At 71.1% G+C, this 19,998-nt stretch carries 16 protein-coding genes and 1 pseudogene; 9 read left to right on the forward strand and 8 right to left on the reverse strand.

The window, feature by feature from the left end; genetic code table 11:
* Positions 1-30: 30 nt before the first annotated feature.
* Positions 31-1,014, reverse strand: a complete 984-nt coding sequence (locus ACFFIA_RS34385) for a DMT family transporter (RefSeq protein WP_377259327.1) — start codon at positions 1,012-1,014, stop codon at positions 31-33.
* Between the two features lie 141 nt (positions 1,015-1,155).
* Entirely contained in the window at positions 1,156-1,815 is a 660-nt protein-coding gene (locus ACFFIA_RS34390; RefSeq protein WP_377259329.1) for a hypothetical protein, read from the reverse strand.
* Between the two features lie 24 nt (positions 1,816-1,839).
* Here ACFFIA_RS34390 and ACFFIA_RS34395 point away from each other — a divergent pair, with 24 nt between their 5' ends.
* Entirely contained in the window at positions 1,840-3,186 is a 1,347-nt protein-coding gene (locus tag ACFFIA_RS34395; RefSeq protein WP_377259332.1) for an AMP-binding protein, read from the forward strand.
* 9 nt (positions 3,187-3,195) lie between these two features.
* Here ACFFIA_RS34395 and ACFFIA_RS34400 read toward each other — a convergent pair whose 3' ends face one another.
* Positions 3,196-4,413 (reverse strand): MFS transporter, encoded by a 1,218-nt coding sequence (locus tag ACFFIA_RS34400; protein WP_377259335.1) that lies wholly within the window; start codon positions 4,411-4,413, stop codon positions 3,196-3,198.
* 70 nt (positions 4,414-4,483) lie between these two features.
* On the opposite strand from ACFFIA_RS34400, the gene ACFFIA_RS34405 reads away from it, so the two are divergent.
* The 3 genes from ACFFIA_RS34405 to ACFFIA_RS34415 all read left to right on the forward strand — a co-directional run bounded on the left by ACFFIA_RS34405 (position 4,484) and on the right by ACFFIA_RS34415 (position 8,265).
* Positions 4,484-5,458: a LacI family DNA-binding transcriptional regulator gene (locus ACFFIA_RS34405; RefSeq protein WP_377259338.1), complete on the forward strand. Its 975-nt coding sequence runs from the start codon at positions 4,484-4,486 to the stop codon at positions 5,456-5,458.
* An 853-nt stretch (positions 5,459-6,311) separates the two neighbouring features.
* The gene (locus ACFFIA_RS34410; RefSeq protein ID WP_377259341.1) at positions 6,312-7,211 is read left to right on the forward strand and encodes a hypothetical protein; all 900 of its coding nucleotides are present in this window, start codon (positions 6,312-6,314) and stop codon (positions 7,209-7,211) included.
* 358 nt (positions 7,212-7,569) lie between these two features.
* On the forward strand, positions 7,570-8,265 hold the full coding sequence (locus ACFFIA_RS34415) for an NUDIX domain-containing protein (protein ID WP_377259344.1): 696 nt from the start codon (positions 7,570-7,572) through the stop codon (positions 8,263-8,265).
* Between the two features lie 130 nt (positions 8,266-8,395).
* On the opposite strand, the pseudogene ACFFIA_RS34420 reads toward ACFFIA_RS34415, so the two are convergent.
* Together ACFFIA_RS34420 and ACFFIA_RS34425 are read right to left on the reverse strand one after the other, a co-directional pair.
* Positions 8,396-8,569: pseudogene (locus ACFFIA_RS34420) on the reverse strand (IS5 family transposase); the annotation flags it as partial.
* Between the two features lie 263 nt (positions 8,570-8,832).
* Positions 8,833-9,381, reverse strand: coding sequence for a hypothetical protein (locus tag ACFFIA_RS34425; RefSeq protein ID WP_377259346.1), 549 nt, complete (start codon positions 9,379-9,381; stop codon positions 8,833-8,835).
* Between the two features lie 112 nt (positions 9,382-9,493).
* Here ACFFIA_RS34425 and ACFFIA_RS34430 point away from each other — a divergent pair, with 112 nt between their 5' ends.
* Complete coding sequence (locus ACFFIA_RS34430) at positions 9,494-10,621, forward strand: baeRF2 domain-containing protein (protein ID WP_377259349.1); 1,128 nt, start codon at positions 9,494-9,496, stop codon at positions 10,619-10,621.
* 35 nt (positions 10,622-10,656) lie between these two features.
* On the opposite strand, the gene ACFFIA_RS34435 is transcribed toward ACFFIA_RS34430, so the two are convergent.
* Complete coding sequence (locus ACFFIA_RS34435; protein WP_377259498.1) at positions 10,657-11,763, reverse strand: glycosyltransferase; 1,107 nt, start codon at positions 11,761-11,763, stop codon at positions 10,657-10,659.
* Positions 11,764-11,771: 8 nt separating this feature from the next.
* On the reverse strand, positions 11,772-12,779 hold the full coding sequence (locus ACFFIA_RS34440) for a glucosyl-3-phosphoglycerate synthase (RefSeq protein ID WP_377259352.1): 1,008 nt from the start codon (positions 12,777-12,779) through the stop codon (positions 11,772-11,774).
* 177 nt (positions 12,780-12,956) lie between these two features.
* Here ACFFIA_RS34440 and ACFFIA_RS34445 point away from each other — a divergent pair, with 177 nt between their 5' ends.
* Genes ACFFIA_RS34445 through lpdA form a run of 4 tightly spaced genes read left to right on the forward strand, consistent with a single transcriptional unit; the run spans position 12,957 to position 18,692 of the window.
* Positions 12,957-13,910, forward strand: a complete 954-nt coding sequence (locus ACFFIA_RS34445; RefSeq protein ID WP_377259355.1) for a Gfo/Idh/MocA family protein — start codon at positions 12,957-12,959, stop codon at positions 13,908-13,910.
* Positions 13,903-14,991 (forward strand): zinc-dependent alcohol dehydrogenase, encoded by a 1,089-nt coding sequence (locus tag ACFFIA_RS34450; protein ID WP_377259358.1) that lies wholly within the window; start codon positions 13,903-13,905, stop codon positions 14,989-14,991. The genes ACFFIA_RS34445 and ACFFIA_RS34450 overlap by 8 nt, the downstream gene beginning before the upstream one ends.
* An 18-nt stretch (positions 14,992-15,009) precedes the next feature.
* On the forward strand, positions 15,010-17,298 hold the full coding sequence (secA2, locus tag ACFFIA_RS34455) for an accessory Sec system translocase SecA2 (protein WP_377259361.1): 2,289 nt from the start codon (positions 15,010-15,012) through the stop codon (positions 17,296-17,298).
* A 14-nt stretch (positions 17,299-17,312) separates the two neighbouring features.
* A complete protein-coding gene (gene lpdA, locus ACFFIA_RS34460; protein WP_377259364.1) occupies positions 17,313-18,692 on the forward strand; it encodes a dihydrolipoyl dehydrogenase in 1,380 nt (459 codons plus the stop codon).
* Between the two features lie 419 nt (positions 18,693-19,111).
* On the opposite strand, the gene ACFFIA_RS34465 is transcribed toward lpdA, so the two are convergent.
* Positions 19,112-19,963: a DUF72 domain-containing protein gene (locus ACFFIA_RS34465; RefSeq protein WP_512700733.1), complete on the reverse strand. Its 852-nt coding sequence runs from the start codon at positions 19,961-19,963 to the stop codon at positions 19,112-19,114.
* Positions 19,964-19,998 lie beyond the last annotated feature (35 nt).

Consider the following 19,998-nt stretch of genomic DNA (forward strand, 5'->3'; position numbering starts at 1 on the left):
GTGGAATCCCGCGGTTGCGCCCGGCGCGGGTCAGACCAGGGCGGGGTGGCGTTCGAGCGTGGTCTCGGGGCCGTCGGGCGCCGGGCCACCGCTGGAGACCGCGCTGCCGGCGGGCGCCGGGCCGCCGGCCGGTGCCATGCACCTCGCGAGCCTCGGGCCGCCGCCGCCCCGTCGCCGGGTCGTGCCGTTGTCGGGCTGGGCCAGCATGACCACGCCCGACGAGGCGAGCGCGGCGGCGGCGAGCGCGGCGATGGCGCCCGGCGTGCCGCCCACGAAGCGCTCGCCGAGCAGCGTCATGCCGATCACCGCGGAGGCGATCGGGTTGGCCAGCGTCACCGTGGCCAGCGGAGCGCCGAGGCCGGAGTGCCGGTAGGCCATCTGGGACAGCAGCAGGCCGGCGACCGCCATCACCGCGAGCACCAGCGCGAATGGGCTGAGCATCGCGGTCGGGCCGTCTTCGCTGGTGCGCAGCGCCACCGTCTGGGTCAGCGCCGACGCCACCGCGAACGCCACGCCCGAGGCGGTCGCGTTGAGCAGGCTGCGGATCACCAGCGAGCGGCTGAGCCGGGCCGCGGCCATCAGCACCAGCACCGTCGCGGTCGCGGCGACGGCCAGCGTCGTGGCGTCGCGCCCGCCGAGAGCCTCGGCGCCGGTCGCGGGGCTGACGAGCATCAGGAGTACGACCAGGCCGGCCACCGTGTAGCCGGCGCCCGACCAGTGCCGGCCGGAGACCCGCCGCCCGGCCAGCGCCGCGCCCATCGGCAGCGCCAGCACCAGCGTCAGTACGCCGAGCGGCTGCACCAGGGAGAGCGGGCCGTATGCGAGCGCCGCCACGTGCAGCGCTCCGCCGGCCGCGTTGAGGCCGACCGCGAACCACCACCGCCCCCGACGCAGCAGCGCCAGGACGGGCACTCCGGCCGCGTCGGAGGCCAGCCGCTCCTGCACCACTGCCCCCGCCGCGTACGCCGCTGCCGACGCGATCGCGAAGATCACGGCCAGCGCCACCGCACTCATGCGAATGATGATCTCGCGCCGGATGTCGTTCGGCGTCCGCCAACAGTTGGTTTGTGCGCTACGTCATGGGCGGTATCAGGGGGAGGCCGTCTCCTCCTCAAGAGGGAGACCTCGCGGCCTTCCAGGAGGGTGACGCCCCGGTCAGGCGCTCGTGGCCCGGTCTTCCATCTCCCACACGTGGTCGAGCACGTGCCAGACGATGCGACGGGTGGCGTACCGGTGCGGCCACTTCGGCGCGTCGCCGGCCCGCGTGGGCCGGCCCAGGACGGCCAGCAGGTCGGCCCGGAGGGCTCCCACCGCCGCCTCGTCGTCGAAGGCCGGCTGCTTGTGCTTGATGCCGAGCTGCCGCGCGTATGCCGCCTCGGAGCCCACCACGTGGTCGAGCATCTTGTCCCGGTCGCGGCCGCCCCCGCGCGGACCCTTGCGCAACTCGGCGGGGGAGCGGGCGGCCACCTCGGCGAGCAGCTCCCACGCGGCGGTGAGCAGCTTGGCCGCGCGGGTCGCCTCGGCGGCCTTGACCGGCGCGCGGTCGCCCGTGGAGATCTGGCTGGGCACGCCGAACTCGGTGCCCCCGTCGCCGGGCAGCCGCTCCCGGATCTCGAACGCGTCGCCGATCGTCGCCGGGAAGCGCAGCCCGGCCCTGCCCGCCACCACGGCGTAGCGCGGCACGTAGTCGGCGAGCGCGGCGAGCGCCTGCTCCTCGGTGCGGGCGGAGCGGCACCAACCGGGCCAATCGACCGCCCACGCGAAGACCTTCCGCTGGCCGGCCTCAAGGTCGACGACTGTGGGATTTCGTCCCATGCCCCCTAGCCTATGGTGTCCGGCATGGACCTGCTGCCCTCGCTGACCGGCGCTTTTGGAGATCGTGCGGAGGCCGTGCGGATCGGCGACCGCCACGCCTCGTGGGCCGACCTGGCCGGTGCCGCCGGCGCCCTCGCCGCCCGCATCGCCGGCGCGCCAGCGGTCGCGGTGACCGCCACCGCCTCCCTCGAGACGGTGGTGACCGTGCTGGGCGGTCTGGCGGCTGGCGTACCCGTCGTCCCGGTCCCGCCCGACTCGGGGCCGATGGAGCGGGCGCACATCCTCGGCGACGCGGGCGCGCTCCCGCTGGACTCGGTCGACCTCGACGCGCGCGCCCCGCTGCCGCCCGCGCCGCCCGCCGACGCGACCGGGCTCATCCTGTACACGAGCGGCACGACCGGCGCGCCCAAGGGCGTACTCCTGAGCCGGGCCGCCATCGCCGCCGGCCTCGACGGGCTCGCGGACGCCTGGGACTGGACGGCCGACGACACGCTCGTGCACGGCCTGCCGCTGTACCACGTGCACGGGCTCGTGCTCGGCGTGCTCGGCGCCCTGCGTACCGGCTCCCGGCTCGTGCACACCGTCCGCCCGCGCCCCGAGCTGTACGCGGCGGCGGGCGGCACGCTCTACTTCGGCGTACCCACGGTGTGGCACCGGATCGCCGGCGACCCGGCCTCCGCCCGCGCCCTCGCCCCCGCCCGGCTGCTCGTCTCCGGGAGCGCGGCGCTGCCCGTCCCGGTCTTCGCGGCGCTGCGCGAGCTGACCGGGCACGAGCCGGTCGAGCGGTACGGCATGACCGAGACGCTGATCACCGTCGCCGCCCGCGCCGACGGCGAGCGGCGACCGGGCGCGGTGGGGCTGCCCGTGTCCGGCGTGCGCACCCGCCTCGTCGGCGAGGACGGCGCACCGGCACCGCACGACGGCGAGGCCGTTGGCGAGCTCCAGGTGCGCGGGGACACGCTCTTCAGCGGGTACCTCAACCGGGCCGACGCGACGGCGGCGGCGTACACGGCGGACGGCTGGTTCCGCACCGGGGACGTCGCCACGATCGGGCCGGACGGTTGGCACCGCATCGTGGGCCGCCAGTCCACCGACCTGATCAAGAGTGGCGGCTACCGGATCGGGGCCGGCGAGGTGGAGAACGCGCTCCTGGCCCACCCCGCCGTCCGCGAGGCCGCCGTCGTCGGCGCGCCCCACGCCGACCTGGGGCAGGAGATCGTCGCGTACGTGGTGGCGGACGGCGTCGAGGCCGACGAGCTGATCAACTTCGTGGCCAGCGAGCTGTCGGCGCACAAGCGGCCGAGGCGGGTGCGTTTCCTGGCCGAGCTGCCCCGCAACGGCATGGGCAAGGTGCAGAAGCAGCTCCTCTGACCCCGCGCCTCAGCCCCGCGCGCTGGTGGCCTCGGCGGGCTCACGCCTCGGCTCGGCGGCCTTCGGCGGGCGGAGGGCCGGTACGAGCGCGAGCGCGGGGAGGATCAGCAGCGGCACGATGAGCAGCGCGCGGAGTACGCCCACGCGGTCGCCGAGCAGCCCCACGGCCGGCGGCCCGGCCAGGAACGCGGTGTAGCCGACCACCGCCACCACGCTGACCCGGGCCGGCGCGCGACTCTCCTCGTCGGCGGCTGCGCTCATCCCGACCGGGAAGCCGAGGCACGCGCCCACGCCCCACAGCGCGACGCCGGCGAGGGCGAGGGGGAGCGTGTCGGCGAACACGGCGACGGTGGCGCCCACCGCGGCGAGCACCATCGTCGCCCACAGCACGCGCAGCCGGCCCCACCGGTCGAGCGCGACCGTGCCGACCGTGCGCCCCACGGTCATCGCCGCCACGAACACGCCGAAGCTCGCCGCGCCGGCCGCCTCGCTCACCTCGTGCCCGTCGACGAAGGCGACCGCGAGCCAGTCGTTGGCCGTGCCCTCGGTGAACGCCATCACCAGCACGAACACTCCGATGAGGAGGGTGCGCGGCTCGCGCCAGGCGGCCCGCAGCCCACCTCCCTTGGCCGCGCCGCCGGCGGCCGCGCGCTCGCCGGGCAGGAACGAGCGGACCGCCACCACCGTGCCACCGCCCACGACCACCGCGATCACGGCGAGGTGCACCTCGATCGGCACGCCGGCGCGGGCGGCCGCCGCGCCGAGGCCGGCGCCGGCGACGGTACCCAGGCTCCAGGCGGCGTGGAAGCGCGGCATGATGGTGCGTCCCAGCCGGCGCTCGACGGCGGCCGCCTCGACGTTCATCGCGACCTCGCAGCTGCCGGCGCCGAACCCGATCGCGAAGAGCCCCACGCCCACCGCGGGGGCCCAACCCCAGGTGCCCGCGGCGACGCCGGCGAGGACCAGCCCGGCGGACGCGCCGACGGCGGCGCCCGCCACGGTACGGGCGGCGCCGAGCCGCTGCGCCACCAGCCCGGCTACCGGCAGCGCCAGCACCGCGCCGGCGGAGAGGGCGAACATCAGCAGCCCCAGCTCGCCCGCGGCCAGCCCGAGTGCGTCGCGGGCGGCCGGCACCCGCGCGAACCACGAGGCCAGCGCGAGCCCGTTGAGGCCGAATACCACCGCCACGCCGTTGCGGGCGGCGATGAGGTGCTCCCCTTCACGCATTGGGGTATCTCAACGCTGAGAGCGTTCTCACTGCAAGCGGGTGCATCACAAGCGGGTGCATCATTTGTACATGTCACCAACGTTGGACGACGTCGCCCGAGCCGCCGGCGTCTCCCGCTCCACGGCGTCCCGCGTGCTCGCCGGGTACGGCCCCGCGTCCCCCGCCGCGCGCGAGCGGGTGCGCGCCGCCGCCGACCAGCTCGGCTACGCCCCCGACACGGTCGCCCGCGCCCTCGTGACCGGCGCCGGCTACCGCCTGGTGGTCGCGATCGCCGGCGCGACTCCGGGCGTGCTCGACGACCCGTACGTCGACCGGGTCCTCCGCTCCGCTGCCGCGACCGGCGCGCAACACGGCGTGGGAGTGTCACTGGAGTGGCTGCCCCTCGACGCCCCGGCGCCGGTGCTGCGGAGGCTGGCCGCCGACCGGGGCGTACGCGGCCTGGTGGTCGCCAACACCACCGCCGCCATCCTCGACGCCATGCCCCGCGCGCTGGCCGGCCGCGTCGCGTCGATCGGCGTGGGCTCGCGCGCGGTCCCCTCCTTCGACGTCGACAACGGCGGCGCCACCACCGCGATGATCCACCACCTCCACGCCGCCGGCCGCCGCCGCGTCGCGATGGTCACCGGCCCCCGCTGGATGCCGTGCACGCAACGCCCCATCGACGCCTACCGCGCCGCCGTGCGCGAAGCCGGCCTCCCGCTACGCCTGGTGCCCGGCGACTTCAGCGCCGCCTCCGGCCGGGCGGCGGCGCACGAGATCCTCACCCGCTGGCCCGACACCGACGCGGTCTTCGCCACGAGCGACGCGATGGCGCTCGGCGTGATCGCCGCTCTCCGCTCCCGCGGTGCCGAGGTGCCCGGCGACGTGGCGGTGGCCGGCTTCGACGACATCCCCTTCGCCGCGCTCAGCCTGCCCGCCCTGACGACCGCGACCCATCCCGTCGAGCTGATCGCCGCCGGCGCCGCGACCGCCGTGCTGACCGGCGCGAAGGTCCCGCTCGCCACCGCGTACCCGTCGCACCTGGTCGCCCGCGAAACCGCCTAGACGTAGGCGATCTGTGCCAAGGGCAAGGGGCGGATTCGGGCCGCCGCTCTGTCCGCCGTGGTCCGTACCGCTGCTCCAGGGACTGGTCAGGAGGAGTCAAGATCTCCGATGGCTGGGGCGTTGACCATTGAGGCGATCACGGATCTCCCAAAGCCCGCCTACAGCGCGCGTGGCCGCAACGGGTAGGACCGCAAGGAGCAGTCTGGTTAGAGTTCCCGGTCCCGAAGCGGGCCAGGGCGCTCTTTCTACCTCACACTGTCAGAACGGCTTGGGCGCAGGGTCATGGTGGCGAGACTCATGATCTAAGCTCCGCTCCCGTCACTGTGTCAACGTCCAACTTTGTAAGAGGCTGGCGACGGCACCGTGGCCTACACAAACGCTCCTGACCTCACCGAATAGCTATTTGTAAGACACTCCTGCCGCGACGTATGCGCAGGTCAGAAGCTAATCTGCCATGCCCGCTAGGTGCTGGATGACCGCTCGATGCCGAGTCAGCCACGGGACGTCACGAACTTGGAAAGCCCACGACGAAAGCCAGCGCGCCTCAGATCTCGGCACAGCTCAGCGTCCTTCGTCGTGATGAAGCCGTTCACTGCGACGGGGGCGAACCTGCGGGACAGGACGTTAGGGGAAGCATCGCTTGCCTACATCTATGGCGCTCTGTCGGCTCTAGGACATGAGGTGAGGGCATCCCGGCCTAAGATCACGCGTGAGAGAGTCCTGCTCCACCAGAGTGTCTCGCGGTGGACAGGTCAAACGTGAACGGACGACCTTACCTTGATCGTGCCCGACTAGACGAAAGGGGCCCACAGTAACAAGGCGGAGGCGAAAAGATACGGAAGGAGTACGGGCCGTGAAGACAGTTCTCGGCTGGCGGATGTATGCGCTGATGCTGCTCGGTGCGGTCTTACTCCTCGGAGTCACAAGGGTATTCGTGATGCCGGAGATCGACTCCTCCGTTACGCCGACTATCGGTGCAAGTATTGGCCAGATCCTCGACTCCTTGATTGGAGTAACGGCGGGAGCACTGATCGTTTCAGGTCTGATTTACTGGCTCGTTCCGGGAAACCGGAGTGCCGTGGAGGATACCGTGCTCGTGGCACCCACGAGCATATCCAATGAGCTTCGTAATTCCGCTATCACGGCTACCACGTGGACCTATAGAGGTCACACAGGCAGATACTTCAGGACGACGATTCTTCCGATTCTCGCGGAGGCCGCTAACAAGCATGGTCGTTACATCGATATCAACCTGCAAATTTTGGATCCGGATGATCCGAGTATAATCGCGTTCTTTTCGGAGTATCGCGCCAGCGTCAATCGGGATCGTGCAGACTACTGGACGCCGGATAAGGCAAGAGCCGAGGTGGCCGCGACAGTCATCGCGTTGGCTGTCGCAGCGACCAACTCTTCACGGCTGGCATGCAATCTGTACCTAACAAGACTGGTGTCGCCCTTCACGATAGACCTGTGCGACACACAGGCGATCGTGACCCGTGAAAGCGCAAAACACGACGCTATTAAGTACCCTGCTGGATCCAGCTTTTATGACTCAGTTTGCGAGGATCTTCATTTGTCAGCCCGGCTGGCGCGTCGCGTATCGATAAGCCGATCGGCTATAAAAGTCGTCGGTAAGAGGGATGATGTAACAACCGTCTTGGACGAACTGAACGTGGTGACCAAAGACAGGAACAAAGTAGTGTCACATGTCCTGACTGCATTGAGGAATCCGGTTAGCCCATATGGCCACTAAAGCTGACATCGATTCTTGGCTTAAGACCCAAACGTGGCCTGACCTGCGAGACGAGATGCTCGGCGATCCGACGATGGCGTACCGCCATCCGTACGGGTTCGTTGTTGTCCGCACGTCCATTGACCATTTTCCGGACTGGGGTATTCGTCTCCACATCTGGCCTCCGCGTGCCGAGTTCGATCGATACTGCATTCAGACACGTACATCCGACCAGACGATCCATTCTCATGGCTGGGAGACCCTGTCCCGAACGCTGGTGGGAAGCGTCGTTCAGAAAAGGTACTCGGTGGCTGAAGACAAGCAGCGCGGTAGGTACTGTGTCTATTCTGTGCAGAGCGACCCTGGAGTTGGGTGGAGCGTGCTGCTGCGACGAAAGTGCGGGTTCGCCGCCGATCTTGTTTTTGAGGCTGAGAAGTCGGTGAAGGACGAGCCGTTTAGGATTGCTCGCGGAGAGTTCCACGAGACTACTCCTGCGCCTCAGTCAGGCGCAATTGCGTTAACGGTCGCCGCAACGGCGCATGCGACAAGGAATGACTCGCTGGTTCTGGCACTCGTTGACACTCCTGACGTGATCCAGAACAGGCGATCATCAATTCCGAGTTTGGCTCCATTCGTCGAGCGGTTCGACGATCTTTATCGCATGGAAAGCGGTCGCGCGGACCGCTGGGCGTCCTTCGTGTTCTTGATTCGCGACGGACGACTTCTGATGATCCGCACATTCCGCAACCCATCGCTTTGGCAGCCGGTCGGCGGTCAGGCGATTGCCGACGACGCCGATTCTGTTGAGACGGCCATACGAGAAGTTGCCGAGGAAACGTCTATTAGAATTGTGCGCGAAGACCTCATTCCTCTCGGAGAGCGTCCTAGGGACAAGGGCTTCGGGTCGGTGTTTGGATGGTGCGCAGAGACGGAGAGCGACCCAAGCTTCCAGGTTTCAGAGGTAGTGGAAGCTCGGTGGGTTCGACTTCACGATGCATTTTCTCTACCCACATTCGGAGCAACTAAGGCATTTCTTAGTACGATCGCTCAGAAGGTGTCACTTGGCCCAACTTAACAATCATGCTTAACGACGTGCATTGACAATGAGGACGCCCGCGTCGAAACCGCGCAATAGGCCCTGTTATGGGCGACGGTTGCCCCCTGAGGGGGGCGTCTGATTCAGGTCTTTTGGGTGTTATGCGGGTTTAGGTGTCTCGCCGGGTTGGGGCGGTTTCCGCGGTGAGGCGTTTGGCGAGGTTGTCGATCATCGCGATGGTGATCATGCTGGCCGAGTTGTCGGGTCGGGTTTCGTAGTCGCGTACGAGGCGCCGGTGGTGCATGAGCCAGCCCAGGGTGTATTCGACGACCCACCGCCGTTGACCACGCTGAAACGTTGACTTGCGGGTCTTCGGGCATCTGGCGGCTCTACTATGGACGGTAGGTGACGAATGGCATTGAAGTCGGTGATTCGTGAGTTGTCTGAACCAGACATGTTCCGCGGAGCAAAGCCGGCAGATCGCTACCGGATCGATCGGGATGAACCAAGGCGAAAGTGACGATTCCTCCTGTCGCCGCCGGCCTCGGTTGATATGGCGAATACGGTAATCAACCACAGAAAAGATCAAAACACCCAGTTACGGCGTCAGGTGATGACCGTGCAGGCGGCGACCGTACCGAAGACGACCGCGCCCAGCAACGCCTGCGTCAGCAGCACCGGGCCCAGGTGCGACCAGAGGGTCGGCGGGTGCGGGGTGAGCAGTTGGGCGGTCGTGAGGTTTACGATCTTTTCGACGCGGGGTGCGAGTTCGGGGTCTTTCTGGCGGCGTACGGTCACCTGGACGTGGTCGCGGGGTTCGAGGGCGCTCTGCGGCAGATGGCCGTGGATCTCCATTTCGCACAGCACGCCGTCGGTGGCGCGGATGCGCAGTGGGGTGACCAGATATTCGGGGCCCTTTTTCAGCTCTTTCCACTTGCGCCCGCCGCCGCCACCGGAACCGGCGCGCAGGACGGAGACGACCGCCCTGGTGACGAGGCGCGTCACGCTGGCGGCGGCGACCACCGCGACCAGGATGGGCTGGCCCACCTTGACCTCGCGGGAGTAACCGTCCTCGAGCTTGACGACGTGCCCGTTGATGATGGGGCCCGGCCGGTGCGCCACAGGCTCGGGGAAGAGCTCCCGGTCCCAGGTCATAGCGTTCCTACTGTGTGTTTGTGGCGTAAGCACACAGCGTATCGACATCGGTTCATGACCACGAGGGGGCGGCGGGTGAGTGAATGCGTTCTCATGGGGTAAGGCCCGCGTTATGGACCTCTCATTCCTCCGCTCGCTCTACGCCCATCCGGGGCCGTGGGCCTCGGCGTACCTGGACGCCACCCCGTCCACCGAGGATGCCGCGCGGGCACTGGCGCTGCGGTGGCGTGGCCTGCGGGAGAGCCTCGCCGCGCAGGGGGCCAGTGCCGGCGTGCTGGTGGCGATGGACCACGCGCTGGACGCCACGCCCGCCGAGCCCGACCGGCTGGGCACCGCGCTGTTCGCGTCCGAGGCGGCGCCCGATGACGTGACCGTGCAGCGGCTCCCCAGCCCGCCCCGCGCGAACCTGGCCCGCTACGGCGCCCTGCCGCACGCCATGCCGCTGGTCGCCCAGCGGGGCGAGGAGGTCGGCTGGCTGCGCGTGGTCGCCGACCGCACCGGTGCCGAGGTGTCCGTCTTCGACGCGGGCGGCGTGCGGCGCAGCGAGACGGTGCGGGGGCACGAGTCGTACCCGATCCAGAAGACCAAGCCGGGCGGCTGGTCGCAGGCGCGGTACCAGCGGGACGCGGAGACCACCTGGCAGCGCAACGCGGGCGACGTGGCCGCCGCCACCACGGACCTGGCCGACGCGCTCGGGCCGGACGTGCTGGTCCTCGCCGGCGACGTACGGGCCCGGCAGCTGCTGCTCGACCGGCTGCCCAAGCGGTGGCAGCGGCGCGCGGTGCTCACCGACGCGGGCGTACGCGCCTCGGGTGCGGACCACGAGCCGCTGGACGAGGCGACGACGGTGGCGGTGGCGGAGGTGGCCGACCGGCGCACGCGCGAGGCGGTGGACCGCTTCGGCGCGCAGGAGGGGCTCGGCAATGGGCTCGCCGCCGTGGTCAGCGCCCTCCAACGGGAACAGGTCGAGGCGATGCTGATCGTGGACGACCCCTCGTCGACCGACGAGCTGTGGATCGGGCCGGAGGCGGAGCAGCTCGCGCTCGACCCGGCCGAGCTGCGCGACATGGGCGTGCAGGAGCCGGTGCTGGTGCGGGCCGACGCGGCGCTCGTGCGGGCGGTCGCCGAGACCGGGGCCGACCTCGTGCTGGTCGGCCCGGACGACACCGACCTGCGGCGGGGCGTGGGGGCGGTGCTGCGCTACGCCGACGCCGGTACGCGACAGCAGCGGGCCGGCTGAGCCGTACGCCGCACTCAAGCGTGCCAGCAGCGCCGCTAGGACGCGAGCACCTGGCGGTACAGCTCCACGTAGCGCGAGGCCATCAACGCGGGCGTGAAGCGGGCCGCCGCATCGCGCATCGACTCGGCGGGGTCGAGCTTGGCGGCCGCCTCCAGGAGGTCCGGCAGCTCGTCGTCCACCTCGGTCAGGTAGCCGGTGCGCCCGTGGTCGACCAGCTCGGGCAGGCAGCCGCGGGCCAGGCCCACGACCGGCGTACCCAGTGCCAGCGCCTCGACCACGAACGTCCCGCCCGGCTCGGCCCACCGCAGCGGCGCGAGCACCGCCCGGGCACTGGCCACCAGGTCGTCGCGGGCCGGTGGGCGTACGGTGCCGAGCCAGCGGACCCGCCAGCCGTCCACGTACGGCTCGACCTTCTCCCGGAAGTAGGCCACGTCGGGGTTGTCCGTGCTCCCGGCGGCGGCGAGGTCGGCGGCCGAGTGGTACGGCCCGACCGGCCCGGCCAGGATGAGGTCGAAGCCGTGCTGGTGGGCCAGGCGCACGCCCAGGTCCTGCCCCTTGCCCGGGGTGATCCGGCCGAGGATGACCACGTGGCCGCCCTTCTCCGGCGGCCGCCGCAGGTGTGCCCCCTCGGCGAGCGGCGTGGCCAGGTGCACGTGCCCCACCGCGTGCGCGCGCAGCGCCTCGGGCGCGCGGGCGATCTGGTCCGCGGAGACGCCGTTGACCCACACGCGGCCGCCGCCGTCGAACGTGCCGTACAGCTCCGGATGCTTGTGCAGGTCCCAGTGGAGCGTGTGCAGCACCGGCGGGTCGTGCCGGCCGAGGGCGGCGAGCGTGGCCAGCCCCGCGGCCTCGACGTGGTCGTGTACGAGGTCGATGTCCGAGCGCTCGCGCAGGGCCCGTACCACCGCGTGCTGGTGCGCCGGCACGACGCCGTTGACCTGGTTGTACGGGCGCTGGAGCTGGCGGAACTGCCCGACCGGGAAGACCGACAGCAGCTCGTCCACCTCGAGCGTGCTGTCGCCCACCGAGACGAGCACGACCTCGACGCCGAGGTCGCGCAGTGGGGGTACGAGAGTGGCGACGATGTTCTCGATGCCGCCGTAGCCGCCGGGCGGGACCGAAAGCCACGGTCCCGCGTTCATCATGACCCTCACAGGACGCCGGTCCGGAGGGGGACCGCGGCCCGCAACTGGGCCAGTGGCGGCCGCTCACTGACCGAGACGTCGTGGACGACCACCTCGCGCCCCAGGCCGGGCGGTGTGGCCCCACCCCGGCGGAACTGGGTGAGCGCGCCCGCCGCGGGCTCGGCCGTCGGCACGGTGCCCTGGCGGTACAGGCGGGACCAGGCGGTGTAGAGGATCTGCGCGGCCATCCGCCCCAGCGCCTCGGTGCTCTGGTGGCGGTGGTGCCGCTCGCCGAGGTCCACCTGGGCGAGCGCGTCCAGCCCCACCTTCTCCAGCAGGTCGATGAGCATGGCCAGCTCGACGCCGTACCCGGAGACGAAGGGGAGCTGTTCGAGCAGGTCGCGGCGGCCCGCGTACTCGCCGGCGAGGGGCTGCACGAAACCGGCCAGCTCCGGCCAGCAGAGGTTGAGCAGCGGGCGGGCCATGATCTCGGTGACCCGGCCGCCGCCGTCGCGCTCGGTGTCGACGGACGCTTCCAGGGGGCGGTGGTAGAAACCCTTGACGTACACGACGGACGGGTCGGCGAGCAGCGGCCCGAGCAGCCCGGTCACGAAGTGCGGGCGAAACTCGCGCAGGTCGGCGTCGAGAAACGCCACGATGTCGCCGTGGGCCGCCGCGAGACCGGCCCACAGCGCGTCACCCTTCCCCTCCAGGCGGGGCAGGCCCCGGGTCATCTGGTCCTGGTCGACCACCCGCGCGCCGGCCTCGCCCGCGACGCGCGCGGTCTCGTCACTCGAGCGGGAGTCGACGACGATGACCTCGTCCACCAGCGGTAGCCGGTCGACGAGGTGCCGGCGGATCGTGCGTACGATCTCGCCGACCGTGTCCTGCTCGTCGCGGGCGGGCAGCACGACGGAAACCGTGCTGGACCCCTTCGCCCGGACCAGATCACGCGGTTTCCACTGGTTCGCGGTGCTGGTCCGGTAGGCGGACCAGGCCTCCACGACAGGGCTCACCGAAAGCGGATGCCACATGGCGCGTGGTTTCCCAATGACCGGGTATCCAACCGCCGCGAGCGCGCCGCCGCCCCCGGCACCACCGAGCGGGAGGGAGTGCGGCGACCGGAGCGACGGCCGGCAGGCGGAGCAGTGGGCGCGCTCGCCGGCATCGCGGGGTGCGCCCCGCGAAGAGATGGGCTTTTGGGGGCTCGGATGGGCAGCAAGTGCGCCGTGGCGATGGTCGGCGCGGGCAGTGTGGCGCGGCGGCACGCGGCCGTACTGGCGGGCTTTCCGGACGTGCGTGTGGTCGGGGTGACCGACGTGGTGCCGGAGGCGGCCGGGGCGCTGGCGGCGGAGCACGGCGCGCTCGCGTACCCCGACGTGTCCGCGCTGCTCGCCGCCGGACCGGACGCCGTGTACGTGTGCGTGCCCCCCTTCGCGCACGGCCCGGCCGAGGAGGCGGTGCTCGGCGCGGGGCTGCCGATGTTCGTGGAGAAGCCGCTCGCCGTCGACCTGGCCACCGCCGAGCGGCTCGCCCCGCTCGCCGAGCGCGTGGTGACCGCGGTGGGGCTGCACTGGCGGTACCTCGCGGTGGTCGAGCGCGCACGCAACCTGCTCGCCGGCCGCGAGCTGCGCCTGGTGAGCGCGGCGTGGCTGGACAAGGTGCCCCCGGTCGACTGGTGGACGCGGCGGGAGTCGTCCGGCGGGCAGGTGGTGGAACAGGCTCCGCACGTACTCGACCTCATGCGGCTGCTCGGCGGCGAGGTGGTGCAGGTGCACGCGGCCGGCGGCGGCCGCCCGCCGGTGCCGGAGGCCGACGTCGACGCGGCCACCGCCGCGCTGGTGCGGTTCGCGAGCGGTGTCCCCGGCTCGCTCACCACGACCTCCGTGCTGGGCTGGAAGCACCGCGCCTCCGTCGAGGTGATCGCGGACGGCCTCGCCGTCGAGGTCGGCGAGGAGTCCCTTCTGGTACGGGACGGCGGGGGCGAGCACCGCTACCCGGCTGACCCGGTCGCGGCGCGGGTCGCGGTGGACCGGGCGTTCGTCGACGCGGTGCTGGGCGTGGCCGACGACGTGCGCGTGCCGTACGGGGAGGCGCTGCGCACGCACCGGCTCGCCACCGCGGTCGCCCGCTCGGCGCTGACCGAGGAGCCGGTCGGTGTCTGACCGGGTCATCGTCGTCACCGCGCCGGAGCGTGTGGAGATCCGCGAGGAGGAGGCGCCGCCCGTGCGGGAGGGCACCTTCCGGGTCGCCACTCTCTACAGTGGAGTGTCGGCGGGCACCGAGTTGAGCTACGTCAAGGGCACCAACCCGCTGCTCTCCGCCCGCTTCGACCGCGATCTCGGGCTCTTCGAGCCGGACCGGCCGGCCGAGTCGTACCCGGTGACCCGGCTCGGGTACATGGAGGTCGGGCGGGTCACCGCCTCCGCCACGCCCGCGGTCGCCGAGGGCACGCTGGTCGCGATGGCGTACGGGCACCGCACCGGCCACCTCGCCGACCCGCTCGTCGACCGGTGGGTCCCGCTGCCGCCCGACCTCGATCCGATGCTCGGCGTGTACGTGGCGCACGCCGGGCCGATCTGCGCCAACGGGCTGCTGCACGCCGCCGCGGATGCCTTCGGGCCGGGGGTGCGCTCCCTGGGCGACGGGGTCCGGGGACGGCGGGTCGCCGTCGTGGGGGCCGGGATGATCGGCCTGCTGACCGCCCTGTTCGCCCTCCGCCACGGCGCCGAGTCGGTGCTCGTACTCGATGGGACGTCGCGGCGCCGGGCGGTCGCGGAGGCCCTCGGTTGCGCGGTGCTCGACCCGGCCGACGGCGACCCGGCGGTCGCGGTCAAGAGCCGGTGGCGGCGGGGGCCCGGCGACCGGGGGGCCGACCTGGTCTTCCAGTGCCGGGGGCAGCCGTCCGCCCTGCACCTGGCGATGCGGCTGCTGCGCCCCCAGGGGACGGTGATCGACCTGGCGTTCTACCAGGGCGGGGCGGACGAGGTGCGATTGGGGGAGGAGTTCCACCACAACGGGCTTTCGGTGCGGTGCGCGCAGATCGGACGTGTGCCGCGCGGGCTGGAGGCGACCTGGGACCGGGAGCGCCTCTCGGCCGAGACCGTATCGATGGTGCGCGAGTGCGGCGATGGGATCAGGCGGCACGTGGTGACCGCGGTGGTGCCGTTTGACAAGGGCCCTGAGCTGCTGCGCGACCTCGCGACGCGGGCGCGGCAGGAGGTGGCGACGATCTTGGAATGTTGAATAGTACCGTTGCGGACCATGGGTGTGTCGCAGCGGTTGAAAAGCAGGATGCAGCGCTTCCTCCAGCGCCCCGGGACGACGGTCGACCTCGGCCCACTGGAGAAGCTGCTCCCCAAGATCAGTAGTCGTGCGGAGGAGCTGGCCGACCTCAGCGACTCTGAGCTGACCGAGGCGGCCGCCGACGCGACCGACTACGTCGACATCTGCGCGTACGGGCGGGAGGCGGCCCGCCGCGGCCTCGACCAGACGCCGTACGACGTGCAGCTCCTCGGCGCGATGGCGCTCCTCTCCGGCAAGGTCGCCGAGATGGCCACCGGTGAGGGCAAGACGCTGACCGCCGCCATCGCCGCGTACGGGCACGTGCGCCGCGGCAAGGGCCCGGTCCACGTGCTCACCGTCAACGACTACCTCGCCCGCCGCGACGCGCTCTGGATGGCGCCGGTCTACCGGCTGCTCGGGCTGACCGTCGGCTGGGTCACCGAGACGTCCTCCCCGGAGCAGCGCCGCGCGGCGTACGGCAACGACGTCACCTACGTCTCGGTCAGCGAGGCCGGCTTCGACTACCTGCGCGACCAGCTGGTCACCGACATCGACGACCGCGTCCAGCGCGAGCTGGCCTGCTGCATCGTCGACGAGGCCGACTCGATCCTGATCGACGAGGCGCGCGTGCCGATGGTGCTGGCCGGCACCGTGCCCGGCGAGCAGGACCCGGTGCACCAGGCCGCCGCGCTGGTCAAGGGCCTGGTCAACAAGCGCCACTACGAGATCGCCGACGACGGCCGCAGCGTCGCGCTCACCGACCGGGGGCTGCGCACCGTCGAGGCGCGGCTGGGCGGCATCGACCTGTACGCGGACGAGAACGTCGAGCAGCTCTCCGCCGTCAACGTCGCCCTGCACGCCGAGGCGCTGCTGCACCGCGACGTCGACTACATCGTGCGCAACGGCGCGGTCGAGCTGGTCGACGAGATGCGCGGCCGGGTCGCCCAGCGCCGCCGCTGGCCCGACGGGCTCCAGGCGGCCGTGGAGGCGAAGGAGGGGCTGACCGCCACCGCCGAGGGCGAGGTGCTCGACACCATCACCGTGCAGGCGTACATCGCGCTCTACAAGACGCTCTGCGGCATGACCGCCACGGCCGTGCTGGTCGGCAACGAGCTGCGCGAGTTCTTCAAGCTCGAGGTCGCGGTCATCCCGTCCAACACGCCCTGCATCCGGGAGGACGAGCCGGACCGCATCTACGCGACCCGCGCCGAGAAGGAAGAGGCGCTGATCGAGGAGATCCGCCTCGCCCACGTGGCGGGCCGGCCGGTGCTGGTCGGCACGCTCGACGTGAAGGAGTCCGAGCAGCTCGCCGCCGGTCTCACCAGCGCCGGCATCCCGTGCGTCGTGCTCAACGCGAAAAACGACGAGGAGGAGGCGGCGATCATCGCCGAGGCCGGCACGCACGGCGCGGTGACCGTCTCCACGCAGATGGCCGGCCGAGGCGTCGACATCCGCCTCGGCGGCAGCGACCAGGCCGACTACGACCGCATCGCCGAGCTGGGCGGGCTCTACATCATCGGCTCCGGCCGCCACGACAGCCGCCGGGTCGACGACCAGCTCCGCGGCCGCTCCGGGCGGCAGGGCGACCCCGGCCACTCGGTCTTCTTCGTGAGCCTGGAAGACGAGCTTGTCGTGCGGCACGCGCCCGAGCTGGTCCCCGCCTCGCCGAAGATGCACGCCGACGGCCTCGTGCAGGACGACGCGGTCACGTACGCGGTCGAGCACGCCCAGCGCGTCGCCGAGGGCGTCAACCACGAGATCCACCGCAACACCTGGCGCTACAGCGTGGTGATCGAGCAGCAGCGCATCGCCCTCGCCGAGCGGCGCGAGCGGCTGCTCACCACCGAGGTGGCGGCCGAGCTGCTGCGCGACCGGTTCGAGGAGAAGACCGAGGAGATCGACGACGAGCTGCTGTCCCGCATCGCCCGCTCGATCGCGCTCTTCCACCTCGACCGCCTCTGGGCCGAGCACCTGGCCGAGCTCAACGAGGTGCGCGAGGGCGTGCACCTGCGGGCGCTGGGGCGGCTCGACCCGCTCGACGAGTTCCACCGATCGGCGGTGCCGGCGTTCAACGCCCTCTTCCCGAAGATCGAGCAGCTGACGCTGGAGACCTTCGAGTCGATCGAGGTGAGCGAAGACTGGGAGCCGGAGGAGGCGGAGATGGTCCGCCCGAGCGCCACGTGGACGTACCTGGTGCACGACAACCCGTTCGGCTCCGAGCTCGACCGACTCATCTCCGCGGTTGGGCGCCGACTCACCTCCCGTTAGGTCACCATTCCCGTATGGGTGACCACTTCAATGTCGTCGTGCTGGGCGCCGGGCCGGGCGGGTACACCGCCGCGGTCCGGGCCGCCCAGCTCGGCCTGTCGACCGCGGTCGTCGAGGCGAAGTACTGGGGCGGGGTCTGCCTCAACGTCGGCTGCATCCCGTCCAAGGCGCTGCTGCGCAACGCGGAGCTGGCGCACATCTTCACGCAGGACGCGAAGACGTTCGGCATCCAGGGCGAGGTCACCTTCGACTACCGCGTCGCGTACGACCGCAGCCGCAAGGTCGCCGACGGCCGGGTCAAGGGCGTCCACTACCTGATGAAGAAGAACAAGATCAGGCAGTACTCGTCCCGCGGCGTCTTCACCGACCCGCACACGCTTCGGGTCGACGGCGACTCGATCACCTTCGACCACTGCATCATCGCGACCGGCGCCACGACGCGGCTGCTGCCCGGCACGTCGCTCAGCGACCGGGTCGTCACCTACGAGGAGCAGATCCTCACCCCGGACCTGCCGTCGAGCATCGTGATCGCCGGGGCGGGCGCGATCGGCGTCGAGTTCGCGTACGTGCTGCGCAACTACGGCGTGAAGGTCACCATCGTCGAGTTCCTCGACCGGCCCGTGCCGACCGAGGACGAGGAGGTCTCGGCCGAGCTGGCCAAGCGCTTCCGGCGGCTCGGCATCGACGTGCTCACCTCGACCCGCGTCGAGTCGATCGACGAGTCGGGCACCGGCGTGCGGGTCACCGTCTCGCGCGACGGGCAGCGGCAGGTGCTCGAAGCCGACAAGGTGCTCCAGGCGATCGGCTTCCAGCCCCGCGTCGAGGGCTACGGGCTGGACAAGACCGGCGTGCGGCTCACCGAACGCGGCGCCATCGACATCGACGGCCGGTGCCGCACCAGCGTGCCGCACATATACGCGATCGGCGACGTCACCGCCAAGCTGATGCTCGCCCACGCCGCCGAGGCGATGGGCATCGTGGCCGCCGAGACGATCGGCGACGCGGAGACGATGGAACTCGACTACCTGATGATCCCGCGGGCCACGTACTGCCAGCCGCAGATCGCCAGCTTCGGCTGGACCGAGGCGCAGGCGCGGGAGGAGGGCTTCGACGTCAGGGTGGCGAAGTTCCCCTTCAGCGCCAACGGCAAGGCCAACGGACTCGGCGACACGACCGGCTTCGTCAAGATCCTGAGCGACGCGCGGTACGGCGAGCTGCTCGGCGCCCACCTGATCGGCCCCGACGTGACCGAGCTGCTGCCCGAGCTGACGCTGGCCCAGCAATGGGACCTCACCGTGCACGAGGCGGCCCGCAACGTACACGCCCACCCCACGCTGGGCGAGGCGGTCAAGGAAGCCCTCCACGGCCTAGCCGGCCACATGATCAATATGTGACCGGTCGCGCCGCGGTGGCAGATTCGGGATCGAGACGAGTTGTGGCGTCAGCCGTCTTGATCGCGGCCTCCCATGCCGGGGTGGTGACACGGAAGGCCGGAGGCAGGAAAAGCACCTAGCGCGGACAGACCGAAGCGAGCACACCACCAAGATCCCGACAATTTCCCTGTCTTTGCTGCCTCCCGCTGCGGACGAGGCAGCAAAGTCCCCGATATTGCTGTCACGCGCCGCCGCGCGGGGAGTGCCAGGAAGGGCCGGCTCCCTCGGGCGCGCATGGATTTCCCTGCTCACATGGGGGTCCAGGATGCGCCCGGCCCCATGATCAACTTAAGCTGAGCGGCATCGTCTGGACCGCGGCGGCGACGTCGCGGTAGCCCGATTCTGTCCCTCGGAATGGATGGTCCAGCCCGGCGGGGTGGTCAGAAGAGGGTCAGGGGCTCGGCCGGGATCGGCTCGGGGAGCGGGCGCAGGGCGGGCACGGCCGCGCGCACGTCGTCGTGGAAGCGGCGGGCCAGGGCGGGCGCGTCCGCGTTGTCCGGGGTGTGGATGAAGACGGTGGGGGAGCGCCCCTCGTGCAGCCAGCCCGCGGCGGCCTCGACCCACCGGCGCCAGCCGGCCACGGTCGGGGCGGTGTCGTCGCGGCCGACGTAGCGCACGATCGGCCGGTCGGTGAGCGCCCGCGTGCGCAGCGGCATGCGCGGCTTCTTCAGCCAGGCGTCGCGTTCGGCGTCGCTCGTCGGCGGCCGCGCGAAGAACGTCGTGGTGTCGAAGGGGATCCACTCGGCGCCCACCGCGGCCAGCGTCCCCTCCAGCGTGCGCGCCGCGCCGGGCTCCGTGAAGAACGCGGGGTGGCGCACCTCGACCGCGTACCGGTGGGCGGCGGGGAGCCGGCGCAGGAAGCGTTCCAGTGTGGACACCTCCGCGGGGCCGAACGACCCGGGGAGCTGTATCCACAGCGCGTGGTTGCGCGGGCCGAGCGGCTCGACCGCGTCGAGGAAGGCGCGCAGTGGCTCGCCGGCGTCGGTGAGGCGGTACTCGTGCGTGACGGTCCTGGGCAGCTTGACCACGAAGCGGAAGTCGGGGTCGGTCTGCCGCGCCCACGACGCCACCGTCTCGCGGGTCGGGGTCGCGTAGAAGGTGGTGTTTCCCTCGACCGCGTCGCACCAGCTCGCGTAGTGCCGCAGCCGCTCGTGCGGCGGGAGCGGGTGCGGCAGGAAGCGCCCCTGCCACGCCTTGAGCGTCCACATCGCACATCCCACGTGCAGCCGCATGGGGCGTCCCTCGCTCGGGCCGGCACGAACATCTC

Source organism: Phytohabitans kaempferiae (assembly GCF_042433955.1).
GTDB classification, from domain to species: Bacteria; Actinomycetota; Actinomycetes; order Mycobacteriales; family Micromonosporaceae; genus Phytohabitans; species Phytohabitans kaempferiae.

Bases quoted from the DNA above. Each gene is read 5' to 3' on its own strand.
- ACFFIA_RS34425 (WP_377259346.1), bottom strand. From the start codon at position 9,381: ATGACCTGGGACCGGGAGCTCTTCCCCGAGCCTGTGGCGCACCGGCCG.
- ACFFIA_RS34385 (WP_377259327.1), bottom strand. From the start codon at position 1,014: ATGAGTGCGGTGGCGCTGGCCGTGATCTTCGCGATCGCGTCGGCAGCG.
- ACFFIA_RS34405 (WP_377259338.1), top strand. From the start codon at position 4,484: ATGTCACCAACGTTGGACGACGTCGCCCGAGCCGCCGGCGTCTCCCGC.
- ACFFIA_RS34435 (WP_377259498.1), bottom strand. From the start codon at position 11,763: ATGAACGCGGGACCGTGGCTTTCGGTCCCGCCCGGCGGCTACGGCGGC.
- ACFFIA_RS34395 (WP_377259332.1), top strand. From the start codon at position 1,840: ATGGACCTGCTGCCCTCGCTGACCGGCGCTTTTGGAGATCGTGCGGAG.
- ACFFIA_RS34390 (WP_377259329.1), bottom strand. From the start codon at position 1,815: ATGGGACGAAATCCCACAGTCGTCGACCTTGAGGCCGGCCAGCGGAAG.
- ACFFIA_RS34400 (WP_377259335.1), bottom strand. From the start codon at position 4,413: ATGCGTGAAGGGGAGCACCTCATCGCCGCCCGCAACGGCGTGGCGGTG.
- ACFFIA_RS34465 (WP_512700733.1), bottom strand. From the start codon at position 19,963: ATGCGGCTGCACGTGGGATGTGCGATGTGGACGCTCAAGGCGTGGCAG.
- secA2 (WP_377259361.1), top strand. From the start codon at position 15,010: ATGGGTGTGTCGCAGCGGTTGAAAAGCAGGATGCAGCGCTTCCTCCAG.
- ACFFIA_RS34430 (WP_377259349.1), top strand. From the start codon at position 9,494: ATGGACCTCTCATTCCTCCGCTCGCTCTACGCCCATCCGGGGCCGTGG.
- ACFFIA_RS34445 (WP_377259355.1), top strand. From the start codon at position 12,957: ATGGGCAGCAAGTGCGCCGTGGCGATGGTCGGCGCGGGCAGTGTGGCG.
- ACFFIA_RS34440 (WP_377259352.1), bottom strand. From the start codon at position 12,779: ATGTGGCATCCGCTTTCGGTGAGCCCTGTCGTGGAGGCCTGGTCCGCC.
- lpdA (WP_377259364.1), top strand. From the start codon at position 17,313: ATGGGTGACCACTTCAATGTCGTCGTGCTGGGCGCCGGGCCGGGCGGG.